At 61.3% G+C, this 18,633-nt stretch carries 6 protein-coding genes; 2 read left to right on the forward strand and 4 right to left on the reverse strand.

Going from position 1 to position 18,633, the window contains the following annotated elements; all coding sequences use genetic code 11:
* Positions 1–425 precede the first annotated feature (425 nt).
* Together PFEN_RS19305 and PFEN_RS19310 are read right to left on the reverse strand one after the other, a co-directional pair.
* A complete protein-coding gene (locus PFEN_RS19305; RefSeq protein ID WP_191488403.1) occupies positions 426–12,809 on the reverse strand; it encodes a filamentous haemagglutinin family protein in 12,384 nt (4,127 codons plus the stop codon).
* 214 nt (positions 12,810–13,023) lie between these two features.
* The gene (locus tag PFEN_RS19310) at positions 13,024–14,184 is read right to left on the reverse strand and encodes a substrate-binding domain-containing protein (protein WP_191488404.1); all 1,161 of its coding nucleotides are present in this window, start codon (positions 14,182–14,184) and stop codon (positions 13,024–13,026) included.
* A 401-nt stretch (positions 14,185–14,585) separates the two neighbouring features.
* Here PFEN_RS19310 and PFEN_RS19315 point away from each other — a divergent pair, with 401 nt between their 5' ends.
* Positions 14,586–15,227: a DUF1345 domain-containing protein gene (locus tag PFEN_RS19315; protein WP_191488405.1), complete on the forward strand. Its 642-nt coding sequence runs from the start codon at positions 14,586–14,588 to the stop codon at positions 15,225–15,227.
* Between the two features lie 148 nt (positions 15,228–15,375).
* Here the strand turns inward: PFEN_RS19315 and hppD are convergent, their stop codons facing one another.
* Both hppD and PFEN_RS19325 read right to left on the reverse strand, forming a co-directional pair.
* Positions 15,376–16,452 carry a 4-hydroxyphenylpyruvate dioxygenase gene (hppD, locus tag PFEN_RS19320; RefSeq protein WP_191488406.1) on the reverse strand — a complete coding sequence of 359 codons (1,077 nt, stop codon included), beginning with the start codon at positions 16,450–16,452 and terminating at the stop codon, positions 15,376–15,378.
* A 246-nt stretch (positions 16,453–16,698) separates the two neighbouring features.
* On the reverse strand, positions 16,699–17,640 hold the full coding sequence (locus PFEN_RS19325) for a DMT family transporter (protein ID WP_191488407.1): 942 nt from the start codon (positions 17,638–17,640) through the stop codon (positions 16,699–16,701).
* A gap of 88 nt (positions 17,641–17,728) precedes the next feature.
* Between PFEN_RS19325 and PFEN_RS19330 the strand changes: the two genes are divergently transcribed.
* On the forward strand, positions 17,729–18,601 hold the full coding sequence (locus PFEN_RS19330; RefSeq protein WP_191488408.1) for a LysR family transcriptional regulator: 873 nt from the start codon (positions 17,729–17,731) through the stop codon (positions 18,599–18,601).
* Positions 18,602–18,633 lie beyond the last annotated feature (32 nt).

Below are 18,633 nucleotides of genomic sequence, written 5' to 3' on the forward strand. Positions count from 1 at the left end.
CCTTGTCATGGACGGGGGAACAAGCCCCCTCGCGCGCTCTTGACCGCTTCACATATCCATGACCGGGCTGGCCTTGTGCTACCGAACTTTTGTCATAAAAGCTTCATTCCGCGGCGGCGTTGGCGGTGTGTGGAGGAGGTTTTCGCAGGCAAAAAAAGTGGCCATTGCGGCCAATGCCTGTCAGTTAAGGAGGGTTGACGCCAAGCGCGGCCTTGTGGCGAGCGGGCTTGCCCGCGCTGAGCTGCGGAGCGGCCCTAAAATCAGCGATCTCATTGTGTCAGGCAGAACTCAGGCACAGGTTTCAGGGCTGCTCCGCAGCCCAGCGCGGGCAAGCCCGCTCGCCACAAGACCGCGCTCGACTGTACATTTCGTTAAACGACCAGCATTGGCCATTTCGGCCGCCCCCGAGGATAAACATCGGTTGACTACAAGGTCAGGTTGCCCCGCTCCTCCTCGGTCAGACGCGCCCGGGCCTGTTCGCTCAACGGTCCGGCGCCCAGCACCTGCACCGGGCTGTCGGGGTTGTAGGTCGGCGTGCGGCTGGCACCGTCGCGCGAAGGCTCCAGGCGTTCCTGGCCGAAGCTCAGGACCTGCACGCTGAACACCGACGGTAGGTTCTGCCGCGCGCTGGCCTGCTGCTGACGCGCCACGTTATCCGCCGCCTGGGCCGCCGAAGTCGCCGCGGCGCTGGCCGAGGTAATCGCCCCGGTATTGACCGAGGCCACCACCGGTACACCCGAGGATTTGCCCTGCACCTGGATGTTCGCCGCGTTCACCACCTGCAAGGCGGCGATATTGACGTTGCCCGAAACCCGGATCCCCGCCTCCCCGGCATCGATGGTGCCCAACGGCGCGATCAGGTCGATATCCCCCGGCAACACCTCCGGAATCGGGTTCAGCGTGGCGATACCGGCACCAGTGCTCGGCACCACCGGCGACAGGGTCACATTGCCCCAGGAGTCATAGACCCGCTTGGGCGGGGTGTAGACCACGGTGGTCTTGGAACCGCGACCGGCGTTGATGTCACCGGCGGCCGACCAGGCGGTGATCGAACCGCCGAAGGTGGTCATGACCCGGCTCTGACCGAGCAGGATGCTGTCCTGGGCGAAGAGTTGGATATTGCCCTGGCCCTGGGTGATGATCCCCGCCGTGGACGGCGGTGCGGCGCCTTCGATACCGAACACCAGCCCGCCACCGGGGGCAAGCATCTGGATATCGCCGCCGAAGTTGGTGTGTACGCCCGACGGGCCGTAGAGGGTGATTGCGCCCTGGTAGAGGATCGGGTTGCCGGCGACGTCCTTCTCCGGGAACAGCGCGGCAATGGCCTCACGGCCGCGCAGGTAGCTGCCCTGGCGAACACCGCCGACCAGGTTGTACTCGCGGCCGGCGGCCTTGAGTTCGGCGAAGTAGACGCTGCGGGCGAAGATGTCCTGCTGCTGGGGCGGTAGCGCGGCGTAATAGGCCCGCGCCTCGTCGACGCTGCCGGTGAAGCCATAACGTTCGCCGAGCCAGGCTACCAGTTCGGTGTCGTAGGTCTTGACTACCTTGCCCGGTTGACTGGCCAGCGGCGTTCCGGCCTGGGCCTGGTTCGATGGGTCCAGGTAGGGGGCGATAAATGCCTGGTAGTCAGGGCCGTTGGGGCCGACGCCAGCCTGCATAACGATGCTGGCGCCTGGGCGGGAGTCGCCAGGTACCACCGCGCCGAGGCTGGTGATGCTGGTCTTGTCCGCCATCAGGATATTGCGCCCGGCACTGACCACCAGGGTGCCGGGACCGGCGACGTTGAAGTTGCTGTAGAGGATATCGCGACCGGCCGAGACCTGGGAGATGTCGGTGGGGTTGTTTTGGACGAAGAGGTTGCCGACAGCCTGGTAGCCAGTACCGTTGTTTTCCCCTGCCGGCAAAGTACCACTACTGACAATATCTCGCCCCGCCTGCATCCAGACCGCCCCCCCACCTTCATACCAGGTTTGACCAAAACGAGAGTCGGAGGGCTCCGTAAAGGTGACGGTGCGACCACTTCTTACCCCGACGAGGTCTCCGCTCAACGCATAGAAGCGTGCAGGCTGGGCATCTGCGTTCCATTGTCCAGAAGCGCTATTAGGACCAAATGCGAACAAGGGATAATTGTTGTTGAAAACCGTATTCCCATCCGGAGAGAGATTGCTTGCCCCGGCAACTGGAACACTACCTTGCGTCGCGATAAACGCCGGCCGCACAGGCGTCGCCAGGACACTCGGGGCCGCGCTGGACTGGCTGATGGTGAGATTACCGCCATAGATGGAGTCAGCGGCCAGAAGCTGCAACTGGCTGTTGGCCGAAGGCGCCAGTGTCAGCGCATTGGCTATGGTCAGGTTATTACTGACGTTGGCGGCGTCAGCGAAGTAAAGGCTTCCGTTATCGGCCACGGCGCTCAGGATCGACGGATAAACCGCCGCGTTATCGCTCAGACCGCCCTGAACATAAGGCGTCAGGTTGCCCCCAGCCGAGAACAGGTGAATGGCCGTCCGATCGGTCCATAACGAAAACCAACTGAGCCCATTGCCCTGCGTCCCATCGCCAAGCGTATAGGGCGTGGCACTTACGGACGTTACACGGCCGGGATCGACCACCGTTTGCACCACCTGATCGCCCAGGGTGGACAGATCGAAAGTGGCGTCTCCCGGCACCAACGTCAAGCCTCCGGCGGCAACACTGCGGGTTGAATTGAACGAGGTATAACCACGGGTTTCGCCGGGAGCCTGTGTCCGGCCATTGCTACCATATACCAGTGCCAGCGTCCCGCTGCTGTCGCTGAGCAGTTGAGCCTGCCCTCTCAAGTTCGTCACCACCCCGTTCTGATCGTCCTGGGTGACAATACCGGCCGGATTCAAGGCCCCTGCCACACGTAGCGAAAGATTGCCGCCACCGGTCAACTGGAGACTGCCATCGGCCATGACCCGGCCAGTACTGGCGACGGCCAGTACCAGGCCTTGATTGCGGGGGTTGACGTTACCGTCCAAGGCGTTGCCGGCCATTGTGTTCAACAGGCCGGCGTTGCCCCCTACCTGCACATCCAGGTTACCGCCGCCGAGGGTACCGAAGCCGGTAAACCCGATCATCTGGTCAGCGGTATGGTTGGGATCGGACGACGCGGTATAGCTGCCAAAGTTGATCCACCAAGCCGTTGCCTGTGTCGAGGTCCCGGTATTAACGGTGCCGCTGCCCTGACGCCAGAGCCAGTCCGCGACACTGGCCGAATCGTAGCCGGCATCTCCCCAGGGGCGGACACCGAAAACGACCGGAGTCAGAATATTCCCCGTCAGATCGCCCCCCACCTTGATCGTCAGATTGCCGCCCGCGTCCGGGTACCAGGCACGGTAAACGCTGTCCGCGCCCCCATTGACCAGTGATTCATAGCCACCCAGGGGATTGCTGAGCACCGTGCCTTGGGGATTCCGGGGTTTAGGCAGATTGTAGGGATCGTTGGTATAGGTCGGTGACGAAGACGTTCCAGCCGTATAGACACCGAACAGGGAGTCCATGCTCAAGCTGCCTCCCGCGCTCAACGTCAGATCGGCGGCACCGGTACGAATCACGCTGAAACGCGTGCCGCCTGCCGCCAGATCGAATGACGAGTTGGGGTCCGGGACACAGTCTTTGGGATAGTCCGCGCAAAGGGTGGGAGGGCCCTGGGCATCCACGGGGTCAACAGGCAGGCCCGCATGACTGAGGTCTCCATACCAATCAAGAGATCCTTGAGTGGTCCATATCATCGCCGGATTGGCCGATGGCTTGCCATAAAGGCCGTAATGACTATCGGCCAGATGCAGGTCGCCATGAATCGGGTTGATCTGCACGACACGATTGTCTGCCGCCGTGGTATCCGCGCCAGCCACCATCCGTAGCGACCATGATTGGGAACCCTCGGCGAGCATCGGCGCAATCCCCCAGAGCGCGCCCTGACGCCCCGCGACTTCAGGACGCAATTGCACCGAAGCGCCCCCGCCCGGCAGTTGCACATTGGTGCCTGACGGGATCAATGCCCCGCTGCCCAGCGCCAGATCGCCATTGAGCGTAAGAAGGTTGTTCGACGCCATATAGCCACCGGCAATACTCGGCAACGCCACACCCTTGGGCCAACTGAATGCACGTAGCGCGGTATCGACGTTCAACAGCGTGCCGGCATCCAGCTGCGTCCCGGCCGGTAGGCTCTGGGCCTGGGTCAATAGCGTGCCGGCAGCAAACAGCAGGTTGCCGCCACTGTCACGTATAGCGGCGGACAATACGGTGCCGGCGGGTAGAACCAAGGTCTGGTCCAAGGTGACACTGACGGGTAAACGAGTACCCGCTACCAGCGTCGTAGCCTGGATCGGCAAGGCATAGTTGAGCACCGAGCCGGCTGGGAAGGTCGTACCATTGGCCAGGGTTACACCCGCTGCCGGTACGACGATATTGCCGCCGCTGAAATCGATACCGGACAGCAGCAACCAGCCATTGTCATCCTGGGTTTTCGGTGGCGGTGCAAAACCATCGGTGACACTGCCGTAGATATTCAGATCACCACCGGCGCGCAAGGCCAGCTTGCCCACTTCACCTGAACCGTACACGGAGGTCTTCTGAGAGTGAGGGTTGAGGCTGGCATAACGATAACCGGACAAGTCGATATCACCTTGAACCACCAGGTCACCGTTTGGCGTAGCACTGACAATCTCCACTGCTGGGCGCAGGTGCAGAACATCAGCATAAGTGGCGTTATACAAGCCCGCGAGCTTGTTCTGCAGCAGGTTGTTGTTGAGCAGCGCCGCATCGACAAACGCGCTGCTTTGCTGATCGATACCATCCAGATAAGCCTGGTTGATCACTTGGTAAGGTCGACCACTGGCCGCCGGATCGGTGCCCAATGGCGCATCGTTGTACTGCCAGGTGCCATTGACAGCAATGGAGCGCGCCCCGCGAATCGCCAGGTTGCCGCTGGCATCGATGGCAATATCGCCGGCCGAGACCCCGCCCAAACGTGGCGCATCGAGCTCCAGGGTGCCGCGTGCCCGACCATCGTTCTGACCCGGTCCGCTGCCCAACGCCACGCCGGTGCCGGCCCGTAGATCGATGATGGTGCCACTGGCCAAGGTCAGCAGGCCCTGGCCGGAGTTCAGCTCAACCATCGCGCGGTTTGGCGAATCGATGATCTTGCCTTGGCTATCGACCTGCAAACCACTGCCGTGGGCATCCAGCACCGCGCCCCCCGCCAGGGTCAGGCCCTGGCGGGCCGACAGGTTGATACTGCCCACCTGAACGCCGCTGGCATCGACCTTGCCGTTGACCAGCAGGCTGCCGTTATCCAGCGAGACCACAATGGCATTGGCCTTGAGGTCGTTACCAATAGTCAGGTTGCCCTGCTTGATCTGGAAGGTACGGGCGCCATAAACCTGCCCGGCGTTCAGGCGTTGGTTGAGGGCAGCAAATGAAGCGTCTTCGGCGCCACTGGCCCCCAGACGCTGCGCCTGGATATTGGCAAAACCGCCCAGGTAAGGCAGATAGGTACCACCGGCATCGTAGAAGCCGCTGCTGCTGCCAAGGATGCTGCCCCGCAGGTCGACCAAGCCTTCGGTCGGGTCCACGGCCTGGGCGGTGAATTGACCAGCACGGTTATTCTGCGCCGACAGATCGATATGCGACCCCGCAGCCTGGTAAATATTACCCGTGGTGCTTTTCAGAGTGACGTCACCGCCCCAGCTGTATTGCGTCACATCGTTGAATTTGATCGCACGGCCAGCCATATCGATCTGTGCGCCATCTCCCAGTGTCAGGTCTTGCGTAGCGGTCAGGTTCAATTGACCGCTGGACAACACCACGGCGGTATCCAGGGCCAGGCTGTTGGCATTCAACGAGAGTTTTGCACCCTGGCCGCCAGTGCGAGTCTGGGTGCCGGACAGTGCCGTGACATTGAGCGCGCCACCGACAGTGATGGTGTTCACCGAGCCGGCTTCGCCCGTCAACAAGGGCGTGGAGATATTCAGGTTGCCACCGCTATAGGCAAAGCCGGAGCCCGCCTGATAAACGCCCTGGCTCTGGTACACCGACAGGCTGCCCTTGTGGTTGGCGGTCACGCGCTGGCTGGCGCTGATATCGACTTCGGAAAAGCCAAGGAGCAGCCGGTCCAGGCTGGCGACCGAGTTTGGCTGGCTGTACGGCCCATAGCCGAACTCCAGGGTTTCGGTCTGCAGGTTCAGCCGGCCGCTGCCAGTACCGGCGCCGCCGCTGACCACGCTGCCGGCCGGGTTGGCGGCACCATTCCAGATCAGGTCGGCGGTGTGGATGGTCGCGACATCCGCAGCACTGCCGGCACCATAAATGGCCGGGGTACTGAGGACCAGATTATTGAGCAGCGACTTTCCGGTCAGCGGGTCATAGGTATCGAGAGTCGCACTGCCATAGATATTCAAAGCATCGTGAGCGGCCAGTTCGAGGGTTTCCAGAGCCGGAGCGCCGTATTGAGTATCGCCCTTGAGCAAACGTGTCAGCACACTCTGACTCAAGCTCAGGCCGGCCGGTAACAGGTTGCGGCTGGCGGCATCGGCCAGGGCCTGGTCGCTGCCGAGGTTGATGGCGCTCAGGGCCAGGGTCAGGTGGCGCGTGCCATAGCGCACGTTATCGGCGAGTACGAAATCATTGCCCGTGCCCACAACGATGGAGCCCGAGGAATACAGCTCGGTCTGGCCTGTGCAAGGTGCCGAGTTGCACATGCCGACGTGAATGCCCGCGGCACCTGGCAATGAAGGCGTAAGGACCTGAAGCAGTCCGTTGGAAATCCCGAGGAAGTTATATCGAGCGGTTCCATTGGACGAAGTCGTCAGATCGTAGATATAACCTTGATTGGCATCATATGCCGTAGGCCCCATGCCGAGGGTGCTGATCGAGGCGCCCTGTTCGACCGTGATCGCTCCGCCGCTGGACACCAGCAATACCTCCGGAGCAGCCAACTTCACGCCGCTGCGCAACACCACGCTGCCGCTGAGCTGAGAACCCAGTCCGATGGAATTTCCTCCCTGTCCATAGCTGATCGCCGGCATGCCCCCAATCGTCAGGCTCGCGGCGCCCAGGGCATTCAGGCTACGATCATCTACCATCACCCCGACAAAGGATGCCGGAGCGAGTGTTCCTGCTGATACCACCTCAATTGCGCCTCCCGAACTGATCACCCCGACCGTCCCGGCATGGCCGCCTTCAGCGGCACCGAAAAGACCGATGCCGTTGAACGAAAAGGCGCTGCCGCTCGCACCTTGCACCAGGTTCAGTTGCAGGCTTTTCGCATCCGCTTCGATCATCGGGCGCGGTACGCCCAATCTGGCGGCATCGGCGATAGCAAACTGGTCATAGCTGGTTTCGTTATATTGCGAATAGGTGCGCAACACATTCGCCGATGTCAGGATGACCTGGCTGGCAGCGCTATTGCGTATACCGGTATTGGCGATCGACAGCTGCCCGGCAGTGCTCCAGGAACCATTGCGCATGGCCAACGCACCGGCCCCCGTGCCGACACCCGCCAGACCGTTCAATTCGACCCGGAAAGCGCCGGGCAGCAGTGCGTAGGTGGAAGGCAACAGCGTATAGGTACCCGGCGCCAACCCCGGTACCCCGGCGCCAATGGTGATTTGCTGACCGAGCACAGGATCCTGCGCGCCGGACTTGCCCGCCGACGGCGCATACACCTGCTGCACACCGGGTACGATGGCATAGACTGGATTGGTCGCCAGGCCCGGCAAGGAGAAGGTGCCGTTGGGGTTGACTTGCACCAGCGGGTTGTAGCGCGCGTCGGTGGAGCCGCCACGGCCGGATACGAATCCGGCGCCAAGCAGGTCGCCACCACCGGAGAGGTCCAAAGTGGCACCGGCCGAAACCACGACCGATTGGCCGCCCATGACCACGCCGATCCCGCTGCCACCACTCAAGCCAGTCTGCCCATACAAGGTGACATTCTGGCCGTTGTACAGATAGGTCTGCCCGTCCGAAGTGCCGCCGTAAGGCATGATCAGGCCCTCACCGCTGACAGAAGTGAGGCTACCGGGCAGCAACTCCACGCGCCTGGTGCTGCCATTGCCAAGCTTAATCAGTCCCAGCGGCGCGCGCACCACGCCGCCCTGCTCGATAGTCGGGGCTAGCAGGGTCAGGCTGCCAAACGCCGAATAAGGCAGTTGGGAAACCGTCTGGGTAGTGCGACCGATGGTCAAGAGTCGCGTACCCAACGTATTCTCGGCCCCTGCTGTCACCGCCGCGATACTGCCCGTTTCGGGATACAGTTGCGCGGCATTCAAATGCAAATCGCCAGCAGTAATCAGTTGCGTCGTTGGATTGATGGTGCCTGCGCCGTTTGGTATACCCGCCAGAAAGCGCAAGTCGCCTTGGCTGGTCAAATTCACCTGATCGAAGCCACGTCTCTGGACCTGCACCTGGTTGCCGCTGGCATCGTTAAAGGATCCTCTGGAGCCAAATACCACATTGTTGCGCACATCAATCACCGCTCCCTCAGCAAAAAACTCGGCCTGGCTCGGCAATTGCGAACTGAAGGAAGATCCTGTAGATACGGGAGAAACCTCATAGGTACTGCTAAGATTAGGAGGGCGGATGCCGCCCAGCAGCAAGGAAGGCGCGGAAAGATTGACGTGGAAGGTGTCTGGCACATTTTGCGCCAAAGTGAAGGCGCCGGCATAGAGCTGCAGGCTCTGGCTCAGACTTAAGTTCAGATTGCCATTGAATGACAGGAAACCGTTGCTGTAGACCGCCAGATTGCCAAATCCACCCGCCAGGACTTGATCGGCGGCCAGTTGTCCATGGCCGTAGGCCAGGGCATTAATATCTGGAAGAGGGTCGGAGTCAGTGGTCTGCCCCAGTACCAGCTCTCGAACCTGCATCACGCGATCAGTTGCCGGTGAGACTAAGCGCGAGTACATCGGTGTCTGCAACACCACCGACAGAGCGCCACCCGCCGCCCCCTGACCGCCAGCCCGAGCGACGAAGCTCCCCTGCAAATAAAGACCATTGTTGGATCCCAGGGAAATACTGCCGCCATTGCTGGCCACCCGCGTTAGGCCTTGACCGGCGATATCCAGATTGGCTTGGGTACCGGAGGCATCCAGGCGAGCGCCCTTGCTCACCACGATAAAAAGATCGGCCGCCGTGGCAGTGCCGGCCGCCGCATTGATTGCACCGCCGCCAATGACAATGGAACCGCCGCCGGACACCTGGCCGTAGACTTGCCCACGCATGTCCACTGCGGTGGCCGCCCTTGCCGCGACATCGATCAGCGCCTCATCGCCAAGTAGGATAGAGCGACTGTTACCTGCGCCATTTACATCCTGCGAAGGATTCACGGCACCGATTTCATTGAGGCTGACTTTCCCGCCCCAGGCATTCAGGGTGCCGTTCAAGGTCAACTGGCCAATACTGCCCAGGCTGATGGCCTGACCTGGGTCGACACTGATCACCGCGCCACTGCCAACGGTCAGTACCGTGGTAGCCCGCCGTGCATCCGTGGGATTGAGCGTACCGGCCTGCAGGCTCAAGCTGGCACCGCGCCGTTGAGTCAACACACCCTTGAGCGGATCCTGTTGATAGAGGTCAGGTGTCCAGACTTGCAGTGCCTGCGCCGGGTCGCTACCGGAAACGAGGGTGGTGGCATTGTCGCCCAGGCGATAGACCGGTTGGGTCACGTCCACCTGGGTACCGTCGGCGACGGTCAGCCCCTCGTTCCCCGTGATGTCGTAGGCCGAGAAACCTTGCTTGAAAAAGTCACCGTCCAGTTCGACCGCACCGCTTACCGGTGTTGTCGGCGTACCGATCACCACCTGGCTGCTTTGCAGGGTCAAGGTGCCGCCGCCGTTGACGCCCACGGCACGAATATCACCGCCCAGGCTCAGCACACCGCCCACACCGAAGCCCCCGGCATTGGCCGCCAGGATCAGGCTGCCGCCCTTGCCGCCAAGGAGCTTGCCATTGGCCTGCAACGCCGCGCCGGACGACACATCGATCAGGCTTCCGGCCTGCAGGCTCAGATTGCCGCTGCTGCGCAGGGAAACCAGGCCGCCATTGACATAGGGAAGGCCCAGGTTGTCGGTCGAGTCCAGCAGTTGGTTGGTCCACAGGCCCGCGGTGTTGAGCGTTACACCCGCGGCCACGGTGGTACTGGCCACTGAACTGCCGGGAGCCGCGATCAGCGTGTCTTGCAGCTTGAACGACTGATTAGGGTCGATCTGATTCAACACGTTGCCCAATTGCAGCGTACCGCCACGGGCCGTCAGGTCGGCATTTACCGTGACCTGCGGGCCATAGAGGGTGATGGTGCCGCCATTGGTGACACTCAGGTTGTTATCGACCTCGATCTGTTGTTTGGCGGCGACCTTGATTGCGCCCAGTTGGAAACCGTTGAGCTGGTTGGTGTCTAGCACCAACTTGCCCTGCCGGCTTGCCGGGACCACTGAACTGAGGTCCACGCCCGCAGCGACGGTTGTCGGATTCGCCGCGAAGGTGACCTGATTCAGGCTCGCGCCGAGATTGAAATTGACCACGCCCGCTATCGGGTCGTAGATCGGTGTGTAGGTGCCGGCGATCAATTGCGCGCGACGAGCCACCGCCGTCTGCGATTGCTGATAACCGTCGAGTGTCGGGTTGGCGGCCTGGTTCTGTTGCGGCCCGTGATACACATCGCCGATCACCTGGCCTTCAAGCACCGCGCTATTAGTCGAGATCACCAGGTTGCCGGCGTCGCGACCCACGGTGTAACCCAGCTCGTAACGCTGGCGCGGCGCGATCAACGGGTTGTAGTAATAGTCCGTTTGGCCCCAGCGCTGGCTCGCGTCGGCATAACCCTTGTAAACTCCAGTGTAAAGCAGGTCGCCCGGCGCGCTGGAGAGTTCATACAGGCGCCCATCGGAGCCCGTCAGCCAGGTCTGCTTGATATAACCGCTTTGTACATCCAGGGTGCCACCGGACAGATTGATCTGGGCGTCCTGCTGGGTGACCACATCCTTGCCAGTAAACGTCACGGAGCCACCCTGGGCCATCCACTCGCCAACGCCATGTCCTTGGGTGCCCAGGTAACCGCTGACCTCGAGCAAACCGCCAGCGGTGTACCAGCGCGCCGTGGGGTAACCGTCGGTACCGGCCGGGACGTAGACCAGGTCACGCACATCGACCCAGACATCGCTGCTGCTCAGCTTGCCCGCATCACGGTTGCCCGACGCGTCACGCAGTTCGTTGCCCTGCACGTTGACCTTGATCGAGTTGGCCTCCATGGCCACCTTGACCCCGACCGCGCCGGATACATCGATGATCGAGCCGTCGCGCACCAGGCTGCGTTGCCCGGCGCTGACCGCAACCTGACCGCCGGTGGCGAGGGTCAGCGAACCTTTCTGAAAGTCCACGATACCGCCGCTGACGATCTCGACCCGCGACTGTTCGATACGGTCCACCACGGTGCTGAGGTTGTTGAACTTGCCGGTGATCAGATTGCCTGGATTGCCATTGAGTGCGGCCAGCGCGGCGGCGCGCTGGCTGTCCAGCCCGGTGCTACTGGCGTCGAGCAGGATCGCGGTGGTACTGCCCGAGCCCAGGACGATACTGCCGGTGCTATCGCTCGCCGAATTGAGCAAGTGCACCGTGCCACGAGTATTGGTTGAGGTACTGCTGGCGATCACGCCGTTCTGCTGCACCTGGTGACCGGTCAGGGTGATATCGCCGGTGGACGCGGTGATCAAGCCGCTGTTGATCAGCGTCCCGGAGCTGCTGCCGCTGTTCAGGGTGCTGACCACCTCGTTGCCACGGGTAGTCGACCGTGGGTTCCCGGCAGTGGACTGCCCCTGGCGGATATAGAAGTTGTCGCCCGCCGCCAGGGTGACCTGGCCGTTCGGGGTAACCAGGCTGCCGTCGTTGAGCACCTCGCTGCCCAGCAGCAAGGCATAACCGCCCGAATCGGTGGACGAGGCGGGATTCAAGGTTTGGATCTGCGCCCCGCGCTGCACTTGGATCTGCCCCACGGCATCGGTGAAGGTCGGTTGTGTGCCGGAACTGTCGACATACAGCCCCTTATTGAACTGAGAGTCGCTAATGGTCGCGGCAGCGGCCACTAGGTTACGCACGTTGACCTGGCTGGTGCCGCTGAAGATCACCCCGTTGCGGTTGACTAGCATGACCGTGCCATTGCCCTGGATCTGGCCCTGGATCTGGCTCGGCCGCGCCTGGGGGTCATTGATGCGGTTGAGCACGGCCCAGTTCGACTGCTGGGCGAAATCGACAGTGGTATTGCGACCGACGTTGAAGGTTTCCCAATTGAGAATGGCCTTGTCGGCGGTCTGGGTAATGCTGACGGTGGTCTTGCCATCGGTCTGGGTCTGCACCGGGGCCTTGGCGTTGAGCCAGCCTTGGGTCAGGCCGGTATCGACCTTCAGGCCGCCCTCGCCCAGACCATCCGGCACTGTCGGCAGACGAGCCAGGGCCGCCTGACGACCGGCTGCTTGCGCAGCCTGCTGCGCGGCAATCGCCGCGACGCTGTTATTGAAGTTGGCCAACGACCGCTGCAACTGCTGATTGGCCTGCTGCTGTTGCGCCAACGGCGGTGGCATGCCCGGCAACTGCACAGCCGGCTGACCGGCACTCGCGGCCTGGGCAGCGCCCTTGTCGGCAAACCAGCCGGAACTGAATGCTGTCTGCGCCTGGGCACTACCGGCCACCATTAACAGGGCAATCGCCTGGGCCACGGGCTTGAGCGCCCATATCGACGGCTCACCATGGCGCGCTTGAGCATTAAGTCTTGCCGGAGGTTTGCAGCGGAGCATCACTACCCTTCCTTATCTGTTGCACAGTGGGCTGCCAACGCCAGCCTGTCGCAGGCTGGTGTCGCTTATATGACTAAGGCGGATGCCGAGGATCGGGACCGAACCTTTGTCATCGAATATTCATATGAGCGATATCGAGTTGTAGGCATACGCAAAAAATCAGCAACGGCTGGCGCCGTTGCTGACTTGGTATTGCGTTACGTTGATGCGAGGGTTACAGCGGACGACCGATGGCATTGCAGACGCTGGTGTTGCCGATGGCACGGCTGCTGGTAGAAGTCACGAACGAATTGACGATCGCGGTTTTCCAACTGTCCGACATTTTCACGAAGCGGTTGCTGGCAACTGCCGCGTCGTTGGCGGTGCCGTATTGCTGGTTGAAGAAGGCACGCACTGCGGCGGTTTGGGTTGGATCGATGTAGCACTGGCTGAAGATCATGTTGGTGAAGCCAATGATCGGATAGCCTGCAGATGGGAATGGAACGACGCTTGGATCAGTCGAGCTGGTGCTAGCAGCAAACACCGGTACCCAGTTGTTCGGGTTGGAACGGTTGCCCGGTACCGGTGGATTGACGCCGCTGATGGCGGTACCGACGTTGGCAAGGTTGGGGGCTACACCGTTGATGGTGGCGATTTTGGTTGCGTCGTCCAGACCGGCTGTGGTGGTCACTGCAACGTCGGGGCTCATGTAGGTGATGGCGCCATCGGTGCTGTTTACCAGGGCCATGACAGCCGGGCTACCCTTAGCGGTGACGACGGTTGGCGAGGTGCTACCCGTGTGACTGGCAGAAAAGGTGGTGGTGACGGCGAAAGAACCATCAAGCGGGTTGGTGCACTTGGCGTTCAGGTAACGGGTGAACAGTTCAGTGGTACCACTGCTGTCACTGCGATAGGCCACAGTGATGGTGCCGGTACGACCAGAACCCGTAATGTTGCTCCAGTCCGTCAGGCGACCAGAGAAAACACCGCACAGTTGATCAGTGGTCAGGTTCAAATTGCCACCGGCCTTGTTGAACGGGATCGTCACTGCAGTTGCCATTGCCGGCACCTGAATCAGCGGGCCCCAGGCAGCGCCGTGGTTGGTGTTGTAAGTGGTGATATCGCTAGCCGCGAGTTTCGAGTCGCTGCCAGCCCAGTGCACGGTGGTACCGGCGGTCAGGCCGAACTGGGTTGCATCGTTGTTCAGAAACGCCGTTTTACCCGCGCCGCTGCCAACACCGATGTAAGCAGCAAAACCAGAAGGCAAAACGCCAGAAGTGTTGTAGAACGGAGCCGCGAGGGTACCGCCACCGCCGTTGACAGCAGCCATGGCCGCTTGTGCGGAGCACAGGGCAGCGAGGGTCAGGGAAATCGCGAGAACGTTGCGCTTAAACATGAAGAATCTCCTTTCGTCGTGTTCGTACGTAGAGTGGGTTGCTCGTTCATGACGCCATGGCGCTCGAGGCGTCGCCTTAGTTCCAGACGACTTGTGGGGTGAGGCCATGAATGAGAACTTCTCAAGTTCCGGTGACAGATAAAGGAAAAAACCTCGGGTGAATCCTATTGATTTTTAAATAAATTCTCGGGTGTTCGCGGCGCTTTCACCACGTAATGGCCGGTTTTTTACGGGAGTGGCAAAGAGCCTTGCGCTGCAGGCGGCGAGACACGGGACGTGGTCGTCGGGATATGACAGAACGAGGAACCCGAGTTCTTCTGATTCACGACACAGGTGCGCGACGATTCTGTACGCCGAGGACCATGCTAAGGTGCGCGGATATTTGGAAACAGAGCGCGCCAATGCCCCATCTCGCCCGAACCCATCCACGCTTGAGCATCGCCGCCCTCCTCGGCCTGGCCGTCGGAGCGCTGGCTCCGGTCGCTCCGGTACTGACCAAGATCCTCGTCGGCTGGAATATCGGTGTCTGGTCCTACCTGGCCATGATGCTCTGGCTGACCGTGCGCTCGCGCCCCGAAGACGTGCAACGCTTCGTCGAGCGCGAGGATGAAAATGCCGGGACGGTATTGTTGATCGTGTCGATTGCGGCGATTGCCAGCCTGGCGGCGATCACCGTCGAACTGGCGGGCAGCAAGGATCTGGAGATGCACACGCGCCTGCTGCATTACGGTTTTACCGGGCTGACGGTGATGGGCTCGTGGTTGCTGATCGGGGTGATTTTCAGCGTGCATTATGCGCGGCAGTTTTATCTGGGCGAACCTGAAGAGTCGCCCCTGCGCTTTGCCGATGGCGAGAAACATCCGGACTATTGGGACTTCCTGTATTTCTCCTTCACCATCAGCGTGGCGGTACAGACTTCCGATGTCGGCGTAGCGACAAAAGCATTGCGCAAGGTGGTGCTGGCGCAATCGTTGATAGGTTTTCTGTTCAATACGGCGATTCTGGGGTTTTCGATCAATATTGCGGCGGGGTTGTTTGGCTGAGGGCGCGGCCGAGGATATTTTTGCGGGGGAACACCGTCCTGTAGGAGCCTGGCTTGCCAGCGAAGGTGTCCTTAAGGGCGCCAAAAGCTTCGCGGGCAAGCCCTGCTCCTACAGGGGTGCGTATCCCTTTAGAAAACGGGGGGGGTCGTTACTCGGTCGCGAGTACACCACGACGCACCTGGTCACGCTCGATCGACTCGAACAGCGCCTTGAAGTTGCCTTCGCCGAAACCATCGTCGCCTTTACGCTGGATGAATTCGAAGAACACCGGTCCCATCAGGGTTTCCGAGAAGATCTGCAGCAGCAGGCGCTTGTCGCCTTCCTGCGAGGAACCATCGAGCAGGATCCCGCGCGCTTGCAGTTCCTTGACCGGCTCGCCATGGTTCGGCAAGCGGCCTTCGAGCATCTCGTAGTAAGTCGCCGGCGGCGCGGTCATGAAGCGCATGCCGATCTTCTTCAAATGATCCCAGGTCTTGATCAGGTCATCGGTGAGGAACGCCACGTGCTGGATGCCCTCGCCGTTGAACTGCATCAGGAACTCTTCGATCTGTCCGGCGCCCTTGGACGATTCCTCGTTCAGCGGGATGCGGATCATGCCGTCCGGCGCGGTCATGGCCTTGGAGGTCAGGCCGGTGTATTCGCCCTTGATGTCGAAGTAGCGGATCTCGCGGAAGTTGAACAGCTTCTCGTAGAAGTTCGCCCAGTAGGCCATGCGCCCGCGATACACGTTATGGGTCAGGTGGTCGATGATCTTCAAGCCCGCCCCCTGAGGATTGCGCTCGACGCCGTCGAGGAAAATGAAGTCGATATCGTAGATCGAGCTGCCTTCGCCGTAACGGTCGATCAGGTACAGCGGCGCGCCGCCGATGCCCTTGATCGCCGGCAGGTTCAACTCCATCGGCCCGGTGGCGATATGGATCGGCTGCGCCCCCAGTTCCAGAGCACGGGCATAGGCCTGCTGGGCGTTTTTCACGCGAAAGGCCATGCCACACACCGACGGACCGTGCTCGGCGGCAAAGTACGAAGCCACGCTATGCGGTTCGTTGTTGAGGATCAGGTTGATCGCGCCCTGGCGATACAGGTGCACGTCCTTGGAACGGTGGGTCGCAACCTTGCTGAAGCCCATGATCTCGAAGATCGGTTCCAGGGTGTTCGGGGTCGGCGATGCGAATTCAATGAACTCGAAGCCCATCAGGCCCATCGGGTTTTCGAAGATATCGGTCATGGTGACGCCTCATCATTTTTATCAAGTAACGGTCAGTTAATTGCTATCAATGCGGACGTTGGCGGGTGGCGCGCAGGAGATTCCCCGCACGCTGCGGGCAAGAAAGTCGCCGTAGATCAGTTGGAATCCAAGTATCTTCATTATCGACCCATTCTCTCAGGGCGAGGCTTCTGCTGCCAGAAGACGTTATTCTTGTATGCGTAACCAGATTCTACATGGCGTAACCAGGTTTGTCCGTATCCCTTTTCATTTCCTCCCGGGCAGCTGGAACGCCGGGCGGTTGCACAGGTAGATACCGACCAGGATCAGTCCGCCGCCCAGACACATGATCAGGGTCAATTGCTCGCCCAGCAACAGCGCGCCACAGATTACCGCGGTCAGCGGGTTGAGGCCGATAAACACCCCCGAGCGGGTCGCGCCGATACGCTGGATACCATCGTAATACCAGATGTAGGCCAGCGCCGACCCCAGGCCACCCAGATAGACCAGGCTCAGCAGTTGCGCAGGACTCAAGGCGCCGATCACCGCAACACTCACCTCCCCGCGCATCCAGGTCGCCAGCCAGAGCATCGCCGTACCGAGCCAGATCGAATAGGTCACGGTGGTCAGCGGCCCCAGCACCCGGGTCAGGTTGCGCGAGAACAGCGAGTAGACCGCCCAGGACAGCACGCAGCCGAATATCAGCAGATCGCCGAGCCAGGTTTGAGTCGTGCCTTCGAAGACTGTCCGCTTGCCACTGATGATCACCAGCCCCGCGCCGCCCATGCAGACCAGGATGCCAAGGACTTTCGCGGTGCTCAGCCGCTCCTTGAAAAACAGCCACGCCGCCAACCCGAACACCGCCGGGTTCAGCACCACGATCAATGAAGCGCGCGAGGCATTGATGTAGTGCAGGCCGTAGAAGAAGCAGAGGTTGTAGAAGAAGATGCCGAAAAAGCCCAGCAGCAGCAATTGGGCGAACTGCTTCTTGCCGGGCAGTACCAGCGGGATGCGCATCACCAGGATGAACACCAGCAGGATCACGCTGGCCAACAGGAAGCGCAAGCTGGCCAACAGCAGCGGCGCGATATCGCTGGACAGGAAACGCCCGGCGACAAAGGTCCCGCCCCAGATCATCGAAACCCCGGCGAGCTTGCAGTAGACCCGCAGGTCGCTGCCGGCGGCGAAAGTGGGGACCTGTGTATGCATGATTACTCCTGCGGATCGAGAAGGACGGTTGTCAAACGGCCCGCATTATTTTATTTATGTCGACTCATCGTAAAATGAGTAAAAGCTCATGACCCTGACTCAACTGGAAGTATTTTCCCAGATCGCCGAACTGCGCGGTTTCACCAGCGCCGCCCTGCGCCTGGGGATCAGCCAGTCGGCGGTTTCCCATGCCCTCAAGGGGCTGGAACAGGAGTTGGGGGTCGAGCTGCTGCGCCGGCACCAGGGCCAGGTGGAACTGACCGATATCGGCGCGCAATTGCTGCAGCGGGCGCGGGCCATGCTTGGCCTGGCGGACACCCTGCGCCAGGAAGCCGCCGACGCCCGCGGGATGAAACGCGGAACCCTGCGTATCGGCTCGTTTGGCCCGACCTCCTCGACCAAGCTGCTGCCGGCGCTGCTGGCCAGTTATCGCCTGACCCATCCGGGAATCCAGGTACAGATCGATGAAGGCCCCGACCGCCAGGTCCTGCAATGGCTGGAAGAGCGGCGTGTCGACGTCGGTTTCGTGGTCCTGCCACAGGAGCGCTTCGACACCTTTGCCCTGGTGGAGGACCAGATGGTCGCCCTGCTCCCCGTCGGCCACCCGTTATGCGCGCAGTCGGCCGTCGAGCTCAAGGCGTTGTGCCAGGATCCGTTCATCCTCACCGGGGCCGGCTCCGGGGAGCTGGTATCCCAGCTGTTCGCGGCCGAGCGGCTGGTCCCGGACATCCGCTACCGCACCGCGCAACTGCTCAGCACCCTGGCCACCGTTGCCCGTGGCGAAGGCGTGAGCGTGGTGGCCGAACAATCCCTGCCGGAACACCCTGCCCCCGGCTATGTCAGCCGACCGTTGTCGCCAAGGGTCAGGCGCCAGATCGGTATCGCCGTGCTTGATCGGCGCCAAGTCTCCCCGGCGACCCAGGCCTTTATCGACCTGGCCAGTCGATTCGAATATAGATAGGCTGTGTCAGCATTGCGCTTCCAGGCGCACTT

Origin of the sequence: Pseudomonas sp. FEN, from assembly GCF_904067045.1 — a bacterium.
GTDB lineage: Bacteria > Pseudomonadota > Gammaproteobacteria > Pseudomonadales > Pseudomonadaceae > Aquipseudomonas.